At 51.2% G+C, this 17382-nt stretch carries 21 protein-coding genes, 2 rRNA genes and 1 pseudogene; 21 read left to right on the forward strand and 3 right to left on the reverse strand.

The window, feature by feature from the left end; translation table 11 throughout:
- Window positions 1–1469 precede the first annotated feature (1469 nt).
- The 21 genes and pseudogenes from HV261_RS00185 (at window position 1470) to HV261_RS00285 (ending at window position 11828) form a co-directional block, all read left to right on the forward strand.
- Window positions 1470–2438, forward strand: coding sequence for a hypothetical protein (locus tag HV261_RS00185; RefSeq protein ID WP_032950089.1), 969 nt, complete (start codon window positions 1470–1472; stop codon window positions 2436–2438).
- Window positions 2439–2787: 349 nt separating this feature from the next.
- The gene (locus HV261_RS00190; protein WP_009652512.1) at window positions 2788–3084 is read left to right on the forward strand and encodes a membrane protein; all 297 of its coding nucleotides are present in this window, start codon (window positions 2788–2790) and stop codon (window positions 3082–3084) included.
- A gap of 261 nt (window positions 3085–3345) precedes the next feature.
- On the forward strand, window positions 3346–4074 hold the full coding sequence (locus tag HV261_RS00195) for a helix-turn-helix transcriptional regulator (protein WP_009652433.1): 729 nt from the start codon (window positions 3346–3348) through the stop codon (window positions 4072–4074).
- Window positions 4071–4337 carry a hypothetical protein gene (locus HV261_RS00200; protein ID WP_032950091.1) on the forward strand — a complete coding sequence of 89 codons (267 nt, stop codon included), beginning with the start codon at window positions 4071–4073 and terminating at the stop codon, window positions 4335–4337. Before HV261_RS00195 ends, HV261_RS00200 begins: the two co-directional genes overlap by 4 nt.
- 12 nt (window positions 4338–4349) lie before the next feature.
- Window positions 4350–4661: a hypothetical protein gene (locus HV261_RS00205; protein WP_009652410.1), complete on the forward strand. Its 312-nt coding sequence runs from the start codon at window positions 4350–4352 to the stop codon at window positions 4659–4661.
- Window positions 4662–4707: 46 nt separating this feature from the next.
- Entirely contained in the window at window positions 4708–5178 is a 471-nt protein-coding gene (locus tag HV261_RS00210; protein WP_009652431.1) for a YfjT/YkfB family phage-associated protein, read from the forward strand.
- Window positions 5179–5226: 48 nt separating this feature from the next.
- Window positions 5227–5739, forward strand: coding sequence for a DUF4234 domain-containing protein (locus tag HV261_RS00215; protein ID WP_032950094.1), 513 nt, complete (start codon window positions 5227–5229; stop codon window positions 5737–5739).
- Between the two features lie 81 nt (window positions 5740–5820).
- The gene (locus tag HV261_RS00220; protein ID WP_032950095.1) at window positions 5821–6042 is read left to right on the forward strand and encodes a hypothetical protein; all 222 of its coding nucleotides are present in this window, start codon (window positions 5821–5823) and stop codon (window positions 6040–6042) included.
- A 55-nt stretch (window positions 6043–6097) separates the two neighbouring features.
- On the forward strand, window positions 6098–6331 hold the full coding sequence (locus HV261_RS00225; protein ID WP_009652474.1) for a DUF905 domain-containing protein: 234 nt from the start codon (window positions 6098–6100) through the stop codon (window positions 6329–6331).
- Window positions 6332–6434: 103 nt separating this feature from the next.
- Window positions 6435–7253 (forward strand): DUF932 domain-containing protein, encoded by an 819-nt coding sequence (locus tag HV261_RS00230; RefSeq protein ID WP_009652424.1) that lies wholly within the window; start codon window positions 6435–6437, stop codon window positions 7251–7253.
- On the forward strand, window positions 7253–7507 hold the full coding sequence (locus tag HV261_RS00235; protein WP_009652519.1) for a hypothetical protein: 255 nt from the start codon (window positions 7253–7255) through the stop codon (window positions 7505–7507). Before HV261_RS00230 ends, HV261_RS00235 begins: the two co-directional genes overlap by 1 nt.
- A 16-nt stretch (window positions 7508–7523) precedes the next feature.
- Window positions 7524–7997 (forward strand): antirestriction protein, encoded by a 474-nt coding sequence (locus HV261_RS00240; RefSeq protein WP_009652453.1) that lies wholly within the window; start codon window positions 7524–7526, stop codon window positions 7995–7997.
- Between the two features lie 10 nt (window positions 7998–8007).
- Window positions 8008–8226 carry a hypothetical protein gene (locus tag HV261_RS00245; RefSeq protein WP_009652503.1) on the forward strand — a complete coding sequence of 73 codons (219 nt, stop codon included), beginning with the start codon at window positions 8008–8010 and terminating at the stop codon, window positions 8224–8226.
- An 11-nt stretch (window positions 8227–8237) separates the two neighbouring features.
- Window positions 8238–8720, forward strand: a complete 483-nt coding sequence (locus HV261_RS00250) for a RadC family protein (protein ID WP_016154455.1) — start codon at window positions 8238–8240, stop codon at window positions 8718–8720.
- Window positions 8721–8733: 13 nt separating this feature from the next.
- Window positions 8734–8955 carry a DUF987 domain-containing protein gene (locus HV261_RS00255; RefSeq protein ID WP_009652392.1) on the forward strand — a complete coding sequence of 74 codons (222 nt, stop codon included), beginning with the start codon at window positions 8734–8736 and terminating at the stop codon, window positions 8953–8955.
- A 23-nt stretch (window positions 8956–8978) separates the two neighbouring features.
- The gene (locus HV261_RS00260) at window positions 8979–9338 is read left to right on the forward strand and encodes a type IV toxin-antitoxin system YeeU family antitoxin (protein ID WP_009652436.1); all 360 of its coding nucleotides are present in this window, start codon (window positions 8979–8981) and stop codon (window positions 9336–9338) included.
- A gap of 49 nt (window positions 9339–9387) precedes the next feature.
- Entirely contained in the window at window positions 9388–9765 is a 378-nt protein-coding gene (locus HV261_RS00265; protein WP_016154457.1) for a TA system toxin CbtA family protein, read from the forward strand.
- Complete coding sequence (locus HV261_RS00270; RefSeq protein ID WP_009652438.1) at window positions 9762–10253, forward strand: DUF5983 family protein; 492 nt, start codon at window positions 9762–9764, stop codon at window positions 10251–10253. Before HV261_RS00265 ends, HV261_RS00270 begins: the two co-directional genes overlap by 4 nt.
- A gap of 29 nt (window positions 10254–10282) precedes the next feature.
- The gene (locus HV261_RS00275; RefSeq protein ID WP_009652505.1) at window positions 10283–10486 is read left to right on the forward strand and encodes a DUF957 domain-containing protein; all 204 of its coding nucleotides are present in this window, start codon (window positions 10283–10285) and stop codon (window positions 10484–10486) included.
- 80 nt (window positions 10487–10566) lie between these two features.
- Window positions 10567–11412, forward strand: a pseudogene (locus HV261_RS00280) (DUF4942 domain-containing protein).
- A gap of 11 nt (window positions 11413–11423) precedes the next feature.
- Window positions 11424–11828 (forward strand): hypothetical protein, encoded by a 405-nt coding sequence (locus HV261_RS00285; RefSeq protein WP_202037121.1) that lies wholly within the window; start codon window positions 11424–11426, stop codon window positions 11826–11828.
- A 307-nt stretch (window positions 11829–12135) separates the two neighbouring features.
- Here the strand turns inward: HV261_RS00285 and HV261_RS00290 are convergent, their stop codons facing one another.
- The 3 genes from HV261_RS00290 to HV261_RS00300 all read right to left on the reverse strand — a co-directional run bounded on the left by HV261_RS00290 (window position 12136) and on the right by HV261_RS00300 (window position 17321).
- Window positions 12136–13857 carry a SulP family inorganic anion transporter gene (locus HV261_RS00290; RefSeq protein ID WP_202037122.1) on the reverse strand — a complete coding sequence of 574 codons (1722 nt, stop codon included), beginning with the start codon at window positions 13855–13857 and terminating at the stop codon, window positions 12136–12138.
- Between the two features lie 343 nt (window positions 13858–14200).
- Window positions 14201–14316: ribosomal RNA gene (rrf, locus tag HV261_RS00295) — 5S ribosomal RNA — on the reverse strand.
- Between the two features lie 98 nt (window positions 14317–14414).
- A 23S ribosomal RNA gene (locus HV261_RS00300) occupies window positions 14415–17321 on the reverse strand.
- Between the last annotated feature and the right edge of the window lie 61 nt (window positions 17322–17382).

Raw genomic sequence — 17382 nt, forward strand, 5'->3', positions numbered from 1 at the left:
CCTCATTGCTGTCATGATATTATTACCCCGTTCAATAAGCCCGATAAATAATCGTTATCGGGACTACTGCTAAAACGCCCTGTAACGCATCAGGAGCGCCATATTCATACTAACCACAGATTTCCACTATCGTGTTATTCAATGCGCTTATGCAGGCTCACAGGAAGCTATGGCGGTATAAGACACTACAGCGCTCAATTACTTATTAAATAGCTTGCGGTGATTACCAGGATAATCACCCTATTCCACGTCACCTCAATCGGGTTATTCTGTTTACGATACAATCATGACTATTATCACCAACACGGATAATGCCCCGTTTACAGTCGTTACCAATGGCCTTGTTTACACATATCAAAAAACTTTCAGGGATAACGGGTCACCGTAGTATCTGTAACTGACAGGTATTGTAAGCGTCAATATCAGGCAGACAGAGCAATACCGACAGGCTTACTACAGGTTAGTTCACTGACTGAGCATTTAACGCTCATCACTAATACGCAGACCAGTAATAAACCATTGATACTCACCTGCTGATTTTCAGGCATGACCATTCACCCAAAACGTTACTGTTAACCAGTAACCACCCTGTCGTTATGATTATTAGATTACTGATGTTAATCATCTTCACTTTTATCCTGACGAGGACTAGTCAATGGTAATATCGACTCAATTCAATTCTGTTTTCTTAATGATAGATTTTTAATGAGTGCTAAACATTCAGGTTGTGACTACATTGAATGGTGTATTTCTTACCTGATGGCAATGATTGCTCAATGGATACCATCCAATAGTACTATCCCCTTAGTGAATACCTTCAGATAATAATACCTCCCAGGCATAACCCACTTACTGATAACACATCATCGATTACTGTTACAAATGATAAGACCCCTTCTTTAATATATTAATACCAATCCAACACGCCAGGCATAACAATAGCTATGAAGATAACCACGCCATACAGCACTTACCTACAACAAACGCCTGCATCAGTTACTCTGGAATTATCTTTTTTCAATAACATGAAAATAGACACCACGTCATATCAAATAACCTCAATCAAATTAACCCCGTATCATCACTGCCCGCAGAAGCCCTCAATCCTGATTATGAGCAACAAAATGGAAATACCTCATGGCAGCCCGACCTGATACCAGAAATGCCCCCTGAAGCGAACCAGGCACCATGATGGGGATGAAAACGAAAGCATGCAGGAGAACAAGATAACCTATTGAGACGATACTCATCCAGTAAACAGAGAAGCATCTGAGAGATAAACAAAGAAAATGACAACTTTAAAACCATGGTAAAACCTTGTCAAAACCAGTATAAATCAACAATAAAACCTCACGATGACTACCAGATGTGTTTTTAAGTGACGATAAAACCATCATCGTGATACTGTGTAGCTACAACAATCACCACCATAACCACTACTATGTAGTTTACGATTACAGGTATCCACAATGGTTGTACATTACGACAATGGCAGACAACATCTTATAAAAACCCGTGACCTGAGAGTCTGTGCTTTTTATGCCGGGTGGCTGGGTATTAATAAAATAATTAACACCCGTGACATTCCTCACCAGGATGCAGAAAGTTGTCGACAGGCACTCAACAAACTGATTAATCAGTTCATACCGAATGCAGAACAGCGGGCAAGACTTTTTTCTGATATGGAAACAGCCCGTGATGAAAACATCCTTCCGCTGGAAAGTTTTGACTGGCTAGAACAGGATGAACGGGCAACATTCTGGTTATGGGCGTATATTTGCAAGGCCGGAGACTACGAACTTGGTATTGACAAACCAGCAAATGCAGAGTTCGGAAAGAACTGGTATCAGCGAATGAATCTGAGTGTATCTCCGACAAGCCACCAGGAAAGAATTAATATTATCATCTCTTTTTTCGACAACATTATTATTCCGACCCCACCGGTAAATCATCTCAAGCGCCAGGTCATGGACAGGCTGAAAGACCAGTGGAAAAATATTTACAGCAAACCAGCTCCGCTGAAATGGTTACCTAATGAAGAAGACGCGGTACTGTGGGCATGGAACAGCCTCAAATCGCTTCAGGAAGAAAGAAATGCGCCCACTATCGGGCTCTCATTAAATATTTCAACGCCAGGAATGAGTACCTGGTTTACCCCCCTGAGTCATTCTGAACGCAATTTAGCCCTGCGCACGGCGATCGACTTATGGGACGATGCACCGGATACAAAGCGTTTATTCCTTCTGAACCTGAATAAAGCCTGGAACCAGCAAAAATTACGTCAGTCCCGTACCGATAAAAAAGCACTCAATACGTACCTGAAGAACGAAACAAAAACTCGACTGGACTTTATGGCAGAACGTAGCGGAGTTCGCATCAGTGATATGCTGGAAATGCTGATTAATGACCATTACCGAAAAACCTGTGGTGGTGAGTGAGGGCTTTGCGCTAAAAACAAGGTGAGCGGAGGCAGTAATACAGACCAGAAATGACATTCAAAATAATTTCAGACCTATATTACCGGTGTGAGAACGGCAGCAGAAGTGCTGCCGTTTTGTTATTTCACTCACGGAGGTTAATGTGTCCAGTAAGAACAAACGGGGTCCCGATACCCTGTTACCGTCGTTATTCCTTCTCCCGGGTCAACTGTCCCACAAAATACCCGTGCGTATGCTTCTCGCGCTAAGTCACAGCTATGCTTTCTGTTCCGGTACCCAGGTCTCTCTGATACACGGTCCGCCAGCTCATGAAGGCGGCTATTTATTGCCAGTAATAAGGGAGAAAGAAATGCATTGTCCGAATTGCGGTTCGCAAAACATACGACTGCGCCATGTGGGTAAAAAGACGGGTGGGGTCATTGGCGCAACAGCCGGAGGCATTGCCGGGCTTGAAGGAGCCTCCACCGGTGCGCTGATAGGTTCAGTCATTCCGGTTGTCGGTACGATAGCCGGAGGCCTCATTGGTTTTCTGTCCGGCGCCTGTGCTGGTGCGGTGGCAGGCTCTCTGGCCGGAGAACAACTGGACGGTACCGTCTTTGATGAATACGGCTGCACGCAGTGCGAGCATATCTTCAGTGCACCGTAACGTTAATAAGGGTCAGCCCATCCTGCACAAAGCCTGAGCCGCTGACCGTACTCGCTACGGCACGACTGATGACAGGGCGTGTCAGCATGCTGTCGTCATTTCAGCTACCTGGCACTAACCCTTTGTTAATTCTCCTGTTTACTGAAAGATGAATTTTACTTTTTCTTTTCCGCCATTACGGGGGATGGACATAACGTGTCCCTCCCCGCCCGCATAATAACCGCATGAAATATCAACCTATTTATCGCACACGGAGCGTCCATGCAACGACCCGATGAAGAGGCCCGCTACGACCGGCTGGCCGTCAGATTGTCGGTCATTATCAGCCGGTTAATGGCCGGAGAAACGCTGACCCTTCAGACACTGTCCGGTGAGTTTGGTGTATCGATACGCACCCTGCGTCGTGACTTACATCAACGGCTGGTCCACCTCGACATTATCGGGGAGAACGGCACGTATCGGCTCAGTGAGAGCGCCACGCGTGATCACTCTCCGGGGGCCGTTTCCTTTGCCCGCAGTACCGGTATCGCACGCATTATCCCGTCGCAGAACCGGCAACTGATGCACCTGCTGATGAATGAAACGGGCACCTCACCCTGCTTTATCTGGCACGACTTACCGCCAGCATGGACACAGGCTGACAGTTTTCATCGTCTGGCCGAAGCCATTTGTCATCACCGGGTGGTCAGTCTGCTGGTCGGCGGTGTCCGTCACGATGAGCAGGAGCCTTACCGCCTGATTTACCGGCATCAGCACTGGTATCTGGTCGTCTGTTGCCGGGGGAGCCTTCGGGTGTTCCGGCTGGAAGACATTATCTCGGCCTCACTCTCAGAGCAAACCTTCCGTCGCCGGAGCGAAATCAGTTCGCTCATTACTGAAGAGGGATTTATCAGCGCACTGCCCCACTTTCGCTTTATCAGTGATGTCATTCACACCTTCAGGGAACAACACCCTGAACATCCATCCAGACCCAAAGGAGTCAAATCGTGAAACCTGTCGCAGGCCCTCTGCTGCTCTTCACCCTGATGTTGTCTGCCGTAACCCTGAGCGGCTGTGGCGACAAAAATGAACGCGAGTTTATCCGGGGATGCAAATCAGGCGGCGGTACTACCGCCGTCTGCGGATGTATCCGGGATGACCTCAAAACGAAATATACGCACGGGGAGCTGGAGAAAATGAACCAGCAATACGGTTATGTCCCCCCGCGCTTCATGGACAACATGCTGAGCGCTGCTCAGCAGTGCAGAAAATAAGGAAATCTGAACATGGCGCTTGTCATTAAATATTTCGCGATTGCCTTCGCCATCGCGCTTGTGGTCGTGCTGTTTAACGTGTTCGGGAGTACCGGCGAGATACGCAGTTTTGGTCAGGGAATGGAATATCTGTTCTGGATGACGCTTGGGCCCGGAGCCGGTATGACGGTCGGTGCTGCTCTTCGACAATGGCTGATGCCGGATGCGGTATACACCCGCGAAGGAATGACCGGATTACTCAAGGCCCGTCTGTTCTGGCTTGTGGGCCCACAGTATATCGGCTGGCTGGCCGGACTTATCGTCGTGGGTAAACAACTCATGTAACACGGCTGCCCCCCAACAACATTTTTGACTGAGAAGGAAAAATACCATGCGATTCATGCACGCCATCCTGTCAGCAGGATTACTGACCTTTGCCATCACGGCACAGGCGGTCCCCAATATGTGGAGCAGTGGCTTCGGTATGGGCGTCACCGAGTACATCATCACCAGCCCGGAAAACGTGATGATGAACCTGAACTGCACCGGCAACCCTGACGACCAGAATATCCTGCAGCATCACGTCATGCTCACCCTGCCTGACGGCAGCGGTGCCGATTCACAGGATGAGAAAACCGCCATCACCGTCGTCACGGATGACCAGACGTTCCCCCTGCCGTCCTCTCTGGGCTGGCGTAACGGCGACAACGCCTGGCTGTCGTTCATTGATGCCATCAGAAAAGCAACGTCGTTTGAGATTTACGTCAACGACAAACAGGTGGGGCACTTTACCCCTTCGGCTGGAAACGTTCACAAGGTTCTGGCTGATATGCCCGAATGCACGACACTGACCGCCGGGTAACCCGGCGCATCCCCGGTTTACAGCAAAATCAATCAAGGACAATACGATATGACCGACATTTCGACACTCAGCCAGCGACTGACGACGCCAACCCTGCATTTTGTTCTACTCACCGTCGCCACCTGCGGCATCTGGCCGTTACTGTGGCTGTACCGAAAACAGCAGATTATCAGCGACACCACCGGATATCCGGTTTGCGGCAATCTGTTTATCATCTGGCTCGCCGTCTGTTTTGGGCTCGGACGACAGTTCGGCGTGATGGCCTCACCGGACCTGGCGGGCTACGACACGGGCAGCGATACACTGTTGGCCTTAAGCGGCATTCTGTCGCTCACCTGCGGCGTGATGTACATCGTCTGGGCCTTTAAGGCCAGAGCAGCACTGCGACACTATGCGCTGAACACCTTCCGGTTTGACCTGAAGATGAATGCGTTTTATACCGTGGTGCTCAACGTCTTCTACATTACATACTGCATCAACGATATGCCGCAGGCACTGGCGAAGCACCGCATTATTCATGGTCAGGCCCCTGTGCCGCCGGAGTCTCCGTCACCGCAGTAACGCAGCTCTCCTCTTATTATCCGGCCGGGGCATTCCTTGTGCCCCAGATTCATCCGGATCCCCCCTCTGAGATTTGACCCAATGACATTCCTGAAAATCGTGCTCAACACCCTGCGTCAGGTGCTGACGTGGTGCGCCAGCAGCCGGGCGCAGCAGTTTGTGGAAGACCACTTCCGCGAAGAAGGCTATGACGAAGACAGTATTTACATCGCCAGACAGGCGGCAACCCTGCTCGCAGGTGCCTTAATCACAGCGCTCATGGAACAGATACTGCAGCTTATTGCCACACACTTAACCCACTGATGCCCTGCTCACTGAGCGGGGCATTTTGTTTTATGCCATTCATCAGGAACTGAATATGCAAGTCACTGACGATACGTCGTTACCGCCAGGGCAATTCACCCGCCGACAGGCTGAAGCCGTGGTCACGCTTTACCACAACGTCACTATAGAAGATGACCAGGGTACGCACTTTCGGCTGGTTATTCGCGACAGCGAGGGGACGTTAATCTGGCGGGCCTGGAATTTTGAAGCCAGTGCCGGGGAATGGCTTAACCGCTATCTGCTCAGCCACGGGATCCCCAAACACTGACACACCACAGCTTAACCCAATAGCGACCACACAAAAAAGCCATGCTCCCACAGGAGCATGGCTTTTTTGTTTATGCCGTTAAATCAACAATAAGGAATTTACCATGAGACTAGCCAGCCGCTTTGGACGGACAAACCAGATCCGTCGCGATCGTCCGTTAACCCGCGAAGAACTGATGCAGGTCGTTCCCAGCGTATTCAGTGCAGATCGCCACGGTTCCAGGAGCGAAAAATACGCTTACATACCCACCATTACTCTGCTCGAAAATCTTCAACGCGAAGGCTTTGAACCCTTCTTCGCCTGCCAGTCACGCGTACGCGACCCTGACCGCCGGGAGCACACCAAACATCTGCTGCGCCTGCGTCGTACCGGTCAGATAACCGGCCAGCAGGTTCCCGAAATCATTTTGCTTAACTCGCACGATGGTAGCAGCTCATACCAGATGCTGCCGGGGCTGTTCAGAGCCATCTGCACCAACGGGCTCGTCTGCGGACAGTCGTTCGGTGAAATTCGTGTACCGCATCGTGGCGATGTGGCCGGGAAAGTGATTGAGGGGGCTTATGAAGTGCTCGGTGTCTTTGATCGGGTGGAAGAAAAGCGCGAGGCCATGCAGTCACTTCGACTACCAGCACCCGCGCAACATGCCCTGGCGAACGCCGCACTGACATACCGCTTTGGTGAAGAATATCAGCCGGTGACCGCAGCGCAGATACTGACACCGCGACGGTATGAGGACCATCAGGACGACCTGTGGACCGTTTATAACCGCATTCAGGAATCGTTGCTGAAAGGCGGGCTGAGCGGACGCACCGCGCAGGGTAAACGTACCCACACTCGTGCGGTTAACGGTATCGACGGGGATATCAAACTCAACCGCGCGCTCTGGGTGATGGCCGAAGAACTGCAGCAGGCACTGAGCTGATGCAGCACATTCCTGCAAATACCCGTCTGACGGCTGTCTGGCCCGTTTCCCTGCAAAACCAGTCCGGCTGCCGTTCCATCTCCGACGATGACCTCTGCGCCTGGTGCAGACATCTTTGCTACCGTCCCGGCGAGCTCAGCCTGTGCCGACTGTCTGTGTCTGACAGCATCTGGCCCTCACGGTGCGATGAAGATGGCTATGCGCAGTCCTGCCCGTCACTCCTGCTGAACCAGCATCCCCAACCCGATAAATAAACAAGGAAAAACTAACATGACCGACATTATTAACCTTCACGATACCCTTCCGTTACCGCCACAACCTGCCGGTTCTGCGCCAGCGCTGACTGCCACCCTCGTACAGGACGAGCAGCGCATCGGCTTTTGGCCGCAGTACTTCGGCAGCATACCGCAGTGGATAATCCTTGAGCCGACGGTCTTCGCGTGGATGGACCGTTTCTGCGCCGACTACAACGGCGGTATCTGGAATTTTTATACGCTCAGCAACGGTGGTGCGTTTATGGCCCCGGAAGCGGAGAACAATGAACCGTGGTCGCTGTTCAACACTATGAACGGCAACGGCGGTGAACTCAGTGCCGACGCTGCGGGGATTGCCGTCTGTCTGATGACTTACAGCCACCATGCCATGCGCACCGAATGCGATGCCATGACGGAGCACTACTACCGCCTGCGGGATTACGCGCTCAGTCACCCGGAATGCAGCGCCATCATGCACATCATCGACTGAGCATCCCGCCATGTCGTATGAACTGTCTCACCTGAATACCCTGTGGGATGCGCTGGGGAAAATAACGGTCAGGGATGAGGACGGAGACGTTGTGACCGACGAACTCTTCCTGCATTTTCTGACGGGCACCTCTCTCTTCCCTATCTGGTCATGGTTTGAATCCCAGCACGACGAGTTCGTCGTTGCCGTGAAACTGTACAACACATCAATCCCGGACGGGTCAACATAAAGGAAAAGCCAATGAATATAACCCCTTGCCCCCCCGACAGCGGGGGAATATCTCCCGCCGCACAGCGCACTATCCGACGTGCGCTGACCCTGCTGGAACGCCAGTTACGCGAGCCCGGCGCCTCCTTTACCTCCACCACCGCCGTTCGTGACTGGCTGCGTCTGCAACTCGCCTCACTGGAGCGTGAAGTATTCACTGTACTCTTCCTCGATAACCAGCATCGTCTGATAGCCCACGAAACGCTCTTCACCGGCACCATCAATCATACGCAGGTCCATCCCCGCGAGGTGGTTAAGGCCGGTCTGAAGCATAACTGTGCCGCTGTCATTGTGGCGCATTGCCACCCGTCAGGCCTTGCCGAACCCAGCAATGCAGATCGTCAGGTCACTACGCGTATTCAGCAGGCGCTGGAGCTGGTTGATATCCGACTGCTTGATCACCTGGTGGTGGGCGGCATGGAGATCGTCTCGTTTGCTGAGAGAGGGTGGCTTTAAGGAGAGAATAACGATGAAAATCATCAGCAAACGCCAGGCGATGGCGATATACCGCCAGCATCCGCAGTCCCGGTTGTTTCGCTTCTGTGCCGGCAAATACACATGGTCCGGCAGCATCTGCCACTACGCAGGTCGGGAAGTGCAGGATATCAGCGGCGTGCTCGCCGTCTTCGCAGAACACCGTCAGGACCGCAACGGCCCGTACGTCGTATTACGCAGCGTTACGCTGAATTAATTCACGTTTAAGGAAGGCTAAAATTGTCGAATACAATACCGCCTGTAAACCACGATATCGCCGCCCCTTGGTGGGGGCTTAAACGCGATATCACCCCCTGTTTTGGCGCACGTCTGGTGCAGGAGGGCAACCGGCTGCATTACCTGAACGACCGCGCCAGCATCACCGGCACCTTCAGCGACGCGGATTTACGCCATCTCGACCAGGCATTCCCGCTACTGCTGAAGCAACTGGAGCTGATGCTGCTTTCCGGTGAGCTGAATCCCCGTCATCAGCACTGCGTCACGCTGTATGCAAAAGGGCTGATATGCGAGGCCGACAGCCTCGGCTCGCACGGGTACGTCTATCTCGCAATTTACCCGACACCTGCAACAACAGAATAAACCTCCCGGCAGTTTTCCTTCGTTTAACTCACCAGTAAAGGTTTCCATTATGCAAACACAACCTGTTCCTCCGAAACGGGAGGTTTCGCCACGCCCGTCACCCGTGGCGATCTGGCAGCGCCTCCTGAGTCACCTGCTGGACCGTCACTACGGTCTGACGCTCAACGACACGCCATTTGGCAAAGATGGTGTGATCCAAGAGCATATCGATGCCGGTATCTCACTGTGCGACGCGGTGAATTTCATCGTGGAGAAATACGACCTGGTACGCACTGATCGTCGCGGTTTTAACGCGGAAACTCAGTCGCCGCTTCTCACCAGTATCGATATTCTCCGCGCCCGCAAAGCCACCGGGCTGATGACCCGTCATAGCTACAGGGCCGTTACCGACATCACCACCGGCAAATACCGTGAGGTGCAACCATGAAGCTGTCCCTGACGGTGGAAGCCGATGCCATCAACGTACTGGCCCTCAACATGGGCCGGATCGTCGTAGACATTGACGGTATTGAACTGACCGACCTGATCAATGTGGTGAACCAGAACGGTTATTCGCTTCTCGTTGCTGACGAACCGGGGAAATTGATTGTTGAAGATCCAATTCCGCCCGTTGCCCGCCTGAACGGCATTCAGTGCAGCACTGCACATATCACGGCGGAAGACAATGCTCTGCTGTTTACCCTTTCACACCAGCATGAAGACTTTGGCGAGTCTGAATGGATTAGTTATACCGGCTCGGGTTATCTGCTCCACCTGGGCGCGTGGTCGTTTCCGGTCTTACGCCTCAAACGCCTCGGTCTGTCAAAAGCCTGCCGTCGGTTATTAGTGACGCTTATGCGTCGCTACGCCGCTGGCATTGTTCATCTGGATGCCTTTGGCGAAGTGCTACCAAGTTTTACAACCTTTGACTGGTAACCCCACCTCAATCACCACAAGGTTTTTACATGCCGGAATTAACCACCGAAGTGGCTCTCAACATTCTGATTGGCTGGCTGCAGGACAACATCAGTTGCAACACCGGCATTATTTTCGACAACGACGAAGACAAGACGGATTCAGCAGTGCTGTTGCCCTGGATTGAGCAGGCGCGAAACGATGTTCGTAATCTCCGCCATCTTCAGCTTCTGCAACAGACCAGAACCTGTTAGCCACCGAACCATACTCACCACACACCTATAAGCCCCAGCCCTTACCGGCTGGCGCTTTGCTTTATATAAAGGAAATTAAAATGTCAGATCTTACCCTCACCGAACCTGAAGTGTTAACCGGCCATACCGATGTGATTTGTTCTACCAGTATTGAGCGCATCATCACCGGACGTAATTTCGCGATTGCACAGATTGAAACGCTGATACAACAACTTGACGATATCTCGACGCTGACCCGCAGCATCGGCGGTGGTAAAGCGAATGAATAGGGAATGCGGCAATACAGCTACGACTGCTGGCTGATGGAGGATACTGATACGGCCATGAAAGCCATTACTCGCAATATCGATCGTGGTATATGGCGGGATCTGATGCAACGCTCGGGAATGCTGGCGCTCATGGACGCACAGGTCCGCGACGAGTGGTACAACAGCCTGGAGAAAGACGATATTCCGGCTATCAGTGAAGAGAATATTCTCAACACATTCGAACAACTGCATCTGAATAAAGGTGAGGTGTTTGAACGAGGTGTGATTAACGTGTTTAAAGGTCTGAGCTGGAATTTTAAGACAAACAGCCCCTGTAGGTTTGGCGGGAAAATCATCGTGACGGGGCTTGTCAAATATGACCGGTGGGGATTTGGTCTGAACTGGGGCTGGCAGCGTGACCGGTTAACGGACCTTGAGCGCATGCTGATGCTGCTGGATGGGAAGGCCATCCCCGACAATCGCGCCGACGTCACGCGCCGGTTAAGCGACCATATCCATGAGAACAGGCATAGCACCCGTTATGAGGATGAGATGTCTGTGATTAAGTATTTTCAGAAGGGAACTGTCCATATCACGTTCAGGCGATCGGAGCTGGTCGATAAGCTGAACGACATTATCGCGAAACACTATCCAGGGGCGTTGCCCACTAAACAGTAAGGAACCAAATTATGGTATCATTTTCAAACATGGATGGTGCTCACTGCGATTCCGTAGTAGATCACTATACCTTGCCATCAAATAGTATTCAGATGGATGTAAAAGTTCCTGTTCAACCATCAAATTTTGACCCTTTGCAGAAGGGGGCCTTAATGGGGGCCTCAACGTTTATGGAACAAGATAAAAACCATTCTAATCAATGCAATTACAAAACAAAATCCATTCCGAGTCCGGCACCACTATTTAGAAAAACCCGCCCATGGCGGGTTTTTTGCTATTGGAGAAACGGAGTCTCCATCGAACTCCATTCGATTATTCGCCGCCAGGAGCTCCCCTCTCTGGTCACTGCGCCAGTGCGTTGTGTAACCACAAATACCATTCGAAGCATCAACGCCTCACCCATGACGACAGTTTAACCTTCTCAGGGAACCATCATGGTTCTGAAAAATGCAGCGGTATCAGGCACACCTCTATTTCTGACGTGCTTAACCGTAGGCCAGGGCAACCATTTTCTTCTATGGCAAACGGCAGATATGGCCAAGCTGGAAAGTGATTCACCGCCATCAGTTGCTTATAAACCTGATTCCACTCCCCCCCCATGAGGTTCGGATATAAACAGAGGGCCCCGGCGTTTTGTTGGTTGCGCAAAATCAGCCACGGGCTGGTTTTCTCGCTGTCTGGATTCCGGCCAATATCCAGCCTGAGCATTTTCCTAAATTTGGTTTATTCAACAACGCTGGGTTCATCCTCATTCATGCTTTCTTTGCTTTGAATGAACCGGAGCGCCAAATAAAGGTCTGGCGCCAGAATCATGTCGTCATCTTTCATTGTTGGTCGACTATCCTTAAACCAGCGTGTTAACTCGGTTTTACGCCCTGCAAGAATTAACTTAATCTGTCGACCTTTCAGGTCCCGCTTTAACTCATTAATGGTTGCCAGGACGCTGATATCTGAATAGGTAAAGCAAGACACGGCGTCAATGACCACCCATTTCGGTTGTAACACTGCCCCATCGACTAAATTCAAAACGCGGCGTTTAAAATAAGCCACATTAAAATAGGTCAGCGGTGAGTTATATCGGTATATCAACACGCCGGGGATCATTTTCACATCGGTTGAATTACCTAATGAGTGAATCATCCCATTTTCGTCAATTCCCAATAAGTGTTCAGTAGGACGAAAAACTGTGCGCAGGAACTGCAACAGGCCAAGCAATACCGCAAGGGCAATCCCCTGAATAACACCAATAACCAGAACACAACCAAAGGTGAAGAACGCCAGGCGAAATGCAGGCTTATTTCTTCGCCTTAGATTCCAGAGTCCGCGTAAATCAATCAATGACCACGATGCATATATTAGAACAATGCCTAATGCAGAGACCGGAATAAATTGTAATGGCTGCGTGAAAAATACCACAACGATTCCGATGATTAAGGCTGCAACAACGGAAACCAGCTGGCTTTTCCCTCCCGTGGAATCATTTACCGCAGTCCGGGAATCGGCTCCGCTAATCGCAAACCCCTGAGATAAACCAGACATCAGATTCGCAACCCCCAACGCCCTGAACTCAGCATCAGCATTTATTTCATATCCATTTTTCGCGGCAAAACTGCGAGCGGTCAGCATCAGGCTAACAAAACTGACTAGAGCCAGGTTCAGTGCGGGGATCAATAAATCACGCGCCAGACCTGGCTTAAACGAGCCCCAGTGGACGACAGGCAAACCAGACTGAAAGCCCGCCCCCCCAATAGTGGCAATACCATACTGCTGTGCAGATGTGATCCAGACCAGCGCCGTTGTTATCACAATGGCAATCAACGGTGCTGGCCATTGGCTACGAAACGTTTTGATCGCCATTAAAATAGCTAACGTTAAGATAGAGATCCCTAAGGTTAAGAAATGAATTTCTGAGAGTCGGCCTGGCAGGGCAATGATCTTCTCAATCACTTGCTCTTCATCAAGCGTAATCCCCAGCACCTTACCGAGTTGCCCAACAATAATCGTCACGGCAACACCGTTAAGCAGACCCGTTAGAATGGGATGAGAAAGCAGGTCAGCAAGAGCACCCAGGCGAAATTTACTGGCAAGTAGGCACCATCCTCCCATCATCACAGTCATGACAATCGTCAATTGCCAGTGAAGTTCTGAGTTTCCGGCAGAAAGAGGAACCACAACGGCCGCAATCACCGCGCAGGTCGTAGCATCAGGACCAACAATCAACTGGCGTGAAGAACCAAATAGCGCATAAGCTAGCATTGGCAACACGCAGGAATATAGCCCGACTATAGCCCCGACTCCCGCCAACTCAGCATAAGCAATCGCAACCGGTAGTGCTACGGCAGCAACGGATAACCCGGCTTTAACATCATGTTTTAGCCAGCTTTTATCGTACGCTAATAAATTTTTTAGCCCTGGCATGTAGTTTAATACCATTTTTCCGAGCACTTTATTCTCCGGATAGACTCTCACTCATAGATAAAGGTACACGTAACTGCCGCGGGAGATCCTGATATTTTCGGGGGAGTAATACAGGAAATTCAGACTGGGTATTAAAGGGAGCAGCCTAATGAGGAAATCAAGAATGTTTGCAAAGTGAGGGCATGGACAAATTCCGGGTCTGGCACAAGGCGGGACGCCGCATCCGGCAAAATGCCGTCGGGAGTGCCTGATGCGCTGCGCTTATCAGGCCTACAACATACATTCAGTCCGGTTCATCCGCCTGTTTCCGGAAAAACACGCAGACGCAAAAAAGCCCATCCGTCAGGATGGGCTTCTTCACTTATTTGATGCCTGGCAGTTCCCTACTCTCGCATGGGGAGACCCCACACTACCATCGGCGCTACGGCGTTTCACTTCTGAGTTCGGCATGGGGTCAGGTGGGACCACCGCGCTACAGCCGCCAGGCAAATTCTGTTTATCAGACCGCTTTTTGCGTTCTGATGTAATCTGTAATCAAGCTGAATTTCGATGTCTGTCTTTCGCCAAAACACCTTCGGCGTTGTAAGGTTAAGCCTCACGGTTCATTAGTATCGGTTAGCTCAATGTATCGCTACACTTACACACCCGACCTATCAACGTCGTCGTCTTCAACGTTCCTTCAGGAGACTTATAGTCTCAGGGAGAACTCATCTCGGGGCAAGTTTCGTGCTTAGATGCTTTCAGCACTTATCTCTTCCGCATTTAGCTACCGGGCAATGCCATTGGCATGACAACCCGAACACCAGTGATGCGTCCACTCCGGTCCTCTCGTACTAGGAGCAGCCCCCCTCAATTCTCCAGCGCCCACGGCAGATAGGGACCGAACTGTCTCACGACGTTCTAAACCCAGCTCGCGTACCACTTTAAATGGCGAACAGCCATACCCTTGGGACCTACTTCAGCCCCAGGATGTGATGAGCCGACATCGAGGTGCCAAACACCGCCGTCGATATGAACTCTTGGGCGGTATCAGCCTGTTATCCCCGGAGTACCTTTTATCCGTTGAGCGATGGCCCTTCCATTCAGAACCACCGGATCACTAAGACCTGCTTTCGCACCTGCTCGAGCCGTCACTCTCGCAGTCAAGCTAGCTTATGCCTTTGCACTAACCTCCTGATGTCCGACCAGGATTAGCTAACCTTCGTGCTCCTCCGTTACTCTTTAGGAGGAGACCGCCCCAGTCAAACTACCCACCAGACACTGTCCGCAACCCGGATCACGGGTCTACGTTAGAACACCAGCCATTAAAGGGTGGTATTTCAAGGTCGGCTCCACGCAGACTGGCGTCCACGCTTCAAAGCCTCCCACCTATCCTACACATCAAGGACCAGTGTTCAGTGTCAAGCTATAGTAAAGGTTCACGGGGTCTTTCCGTCTTGCCGCGGGTACACTGCATCTTCACAGCGAGTTCAATTTCACTGAGTCTCGGGTGGAGACAGCCTGGCCATCATTACGCCATTCGTGCAGGTCGGAACTTACCCGACAAGGAATTTCGCTACCTTAGGACCGTTATAGTTACGGCCGCCGTTTACCGGGGCTTCGATCAAGAGCTTCTCCTTACGGATAACCCCATCAATTAACCTTCCGGCACCGGGCAGGCGTCACACCGTATACGTCCACTTTCGTGTTTGCACAGTGCTGTGTTTTTAATAAACAGTTGCAGCCAGCTGGTATCTTCGACTGATTTCAGCTCCATGAGTAAATCACTTCACCTACATATCAGCGTGCCTTCTCCCGAAGTTACGGCACCATTTTGCCTAGTTCCTTCACCCGAGTTCTCTCAAGCGCCTTGGTATTCTCTACCTGACCACCTGTGTCGGTTTGGGGTACGATTTGATGTTACCTGATGCTTAGAGGCTTTTCCTGGAAGCAGGGCATTTGTTACTTCAGCACCGTAGTGCCTCGTCATCACACCTCAGCGTTAAAAGAAGTCCGGATTTACCTAAACTTCCCGCCTACATGCTTAAACCGGGACAACCGTCGCCCGGCTAACATAGCCTTCTCCGTCCCCCCTTCGCAGTAACACCAAGTACAGGAATATTAACCTGTTTCCCATCGACTACGCCTTTCGGCCTCGCCTTAGGGGTCGACTCACCCTGCCCCGATTAACGTTGGACAGGAACCCTTGGTCTTCCGGCGTGCGGGTTTTTCACCCGCATTATCGTTACTTATGTCAGCATTCGCACTTCTGATACCTCCAGCACCCCTCACAGGACACCTTCAACGGCTTACAGAACGCTCCCCTACCCAACAACACATAGTGTCGCTGCCGCAGCTTCGGTGCACAGTTTAGCCCCGTTACATCTTCCGCGCAGGCCGACTCGACCAGTGAGCTATTACGCTTTCTTTAAATGATGGCTGCTTCTAAGCCAACATCCTGGCTGTCTGTGCCTTCCCACATCGTTTCCCACTTAACTGTGACTTTGGGACCTTAGCTGGCGGTCTGGGTTGTTTCCCTCTTCACGACGGACGTTAGCACCCGCCGTGTGTCTCCCGTGATAACATTCTTCGGTATTCGCAGTTTGCATCGGGTTGGTAAGTCGGGATGACCCCCTAGCCGAAACAGTGCTCTACCCCCGAAGATGAATTCACGAGGCGCTACCTAAATAGCTTTCGGGGAGAACCAGCTATCTCCCGGTTTGATTGGCCTTTCACCCCCAGCCACAAGTCATCCGCTAATTTTTCAACATTAGTCGGTTCGGTCCTCCAGTTAGTGTTACCCAACCTTCAACCTGCCCATGGCTAGATCACCGGGTTTCGGGTCTATACCCTGCAACTTAACGCCCAGTTAAGACTCGGTTTCCCTTCGGCTCCCCTATTCGGTTAACCTTGCTACAGAATATAAGTCGCTGACCCATTATACAAAAGGTACGCAGTCACCCCATAAAGAGGCTCCCACTGCTTGTACGTACACGGTTTCAGGTTCTTTTTCACTCCCCTCGCCGGGGTTCTTTTCGCCTTTCCCTCACGGTACTGGTTCACTATCGGTCAGTCAGGAGTATTTAGCCTTGGAGGATGGTCCCCCCATATTCAGACAGGATACCACGTGTCCCGCCCTACTCTTCGAGTTCACAACACATGCGATTTTGTGTACGGGACTATCACCCTGTACCGTCGGACTTTCCAGACCGTTCCACTACCACACATGCTGATTCAGACTCTGGGCTGCTCCCCGTTCGCTCGCCGCTACTGGGGGAATCTCGGTTGATTTCTTTTCCTCGGGGTACTTAGATGTTTCAGTTCCCCCGGTTCGCTTCATTACGCTATGTATTCACGTAATGATAGTGTGTCGAAACACACTGGGTTTCCCCATTCGGAAATCGCCGGCTATAACGGTTCATATCACCTTACCGACGCTTATCGCAGATTAGCACGTCCTTCATCGCCTCTGACTGCCAGGGCATCCACCGTGTACGCTTAGTCGCTTAACCTCACAACCCGAAGATGTTTCGTAAAACACCATCGTGTTGCGAAAATTTGAGAGACTCGAAC

The sequence above is a fragment of the Citrobacter sp. RHBSTW-00671 genome (genome assembly GCF_014103415.1).
In the GTDB taxonomy this organism is placed as follows: domain Bacteria; phylum Pseudomonadota; class Gammaproteobacteria; order Enterobacterales; family Enterobacteriaceae; genus Citrobacter.

Coding starts and splice junctions, on each gene's coding strand:
- HV261_RS00185 (WP_032950089.1), top strand. CDS start 1,470: ATGGTTGTACATTACGACAATGGCAGACAACATCTTATAAAAACCCGT.
- HV261_RS00190 (WP_009652512.1), top strand. CDS start 2,788: ATGCATTGTCCGAATTGCGGTTCGCAAAACATACGACTGCGCCATGTG.
- HV261_RS00195 (WP_009652433.1), top strand. CDS start 3,346: ATGCAACGACCCGATGAAGAGGCCCGCTACGACCGGCTGGCCGTCAGA.
- HV261_RS00205 (WP_009652410.1), top strand. CDS start 4,350: ATGGCGCTTGTCATTAAATATTTCGCGATTGCCTTCGCCATCGCGCTT.
- HV261_RS00210 (WP_009652431.1), top strand. CDS start 4,708: ATGCGATTCATGCACGCCATCCTGTCAGCAGGATTACTGACCTTTGCC.
- HV261_RS00215 (WP_032950094.1), top strand. CDS start 5,227: ATGACCGACATTTCGACACTCAGCCAGCGACTGACGACGCCAACCCTG.
- HV261_RS00220 (WP_032950095.1), top strand. CDS start 5,821: ATGACATTCCTGAAAATCGTGCTCAACACCCTGCGTCAGGTGCTGACG.
- HV261_RS00225 (WP_009652474.1), top strand. CDS start 6,098: ATGCAAGTCACTGACGATACGTCGTTACCGCCAGGGCAATTCACCCGC.
- HV261_RS00230 (WP_009652424.1), top strand. CDS start 6,435: ATGAGACTAGCCAGCCGCTTTGGACGGACAAACCAGATCCGTCGCGAT.
- HV261_RS00235 (WP_009652519.1), top strand. CDS start 7,253: ATGCAGCACATTCCTGCAAATACCCGTCTGACGGCTGTCTGGCCCGTT.
- HV261_RS00240 (WP_009652453.1), top strand. CDS start 7,524: ATGACCGACATTATTAACCTTCACGATACCCTTCCGTTACCGCCACAA.
- HV261_RS00245 (WP_009652503.1), top strand. CDS start 8,008: ATGTCGTATGAACTGTCTCACCTGAATACCCTGTGGGATGCGCTGGGG.
- HV261_RS00250 (WP_016154455.1), top strand. CDS start 8,238: ATGAATATAACCCCTTGCCCCCCCGACAGCGGGGGAATATCTCCCGCC.
- HV261_RS00255 (WP_009652392.1), top strand. CDS start 8,734: ATGAAAATCATCAGCAAACGCCAGGCGATGGCGATATACCGCCAGCAT.
- HV261_RS00265 (WP_016154457.1), top strand. CDS start 9,388: ATGCAAACACAACCTGTTCCTCCGAAACGGGAGGTTTCGCCACGCCCG.
- HV261_RS00270 (WP_009652438.1), top strand. CDS start 9,762: ATGAAGCTGTCCCTGACGGTGGAAGCCGATGCCATCAACGTACTGGCC.
- HV261_RS00275 (WP_009652505.1), top strand. CDS start 10,283: ATGCCGGAATTAACCACCGAAGTGGCTCTCAACATTCTGATTGGCTGG.
- HV261_RS00285 (WP_202037121.1), top strand. CDS start 11,424: ATGGTATCATTTTCAAACATGGATGGTGCTCACTGCGATTCCGTAGTA.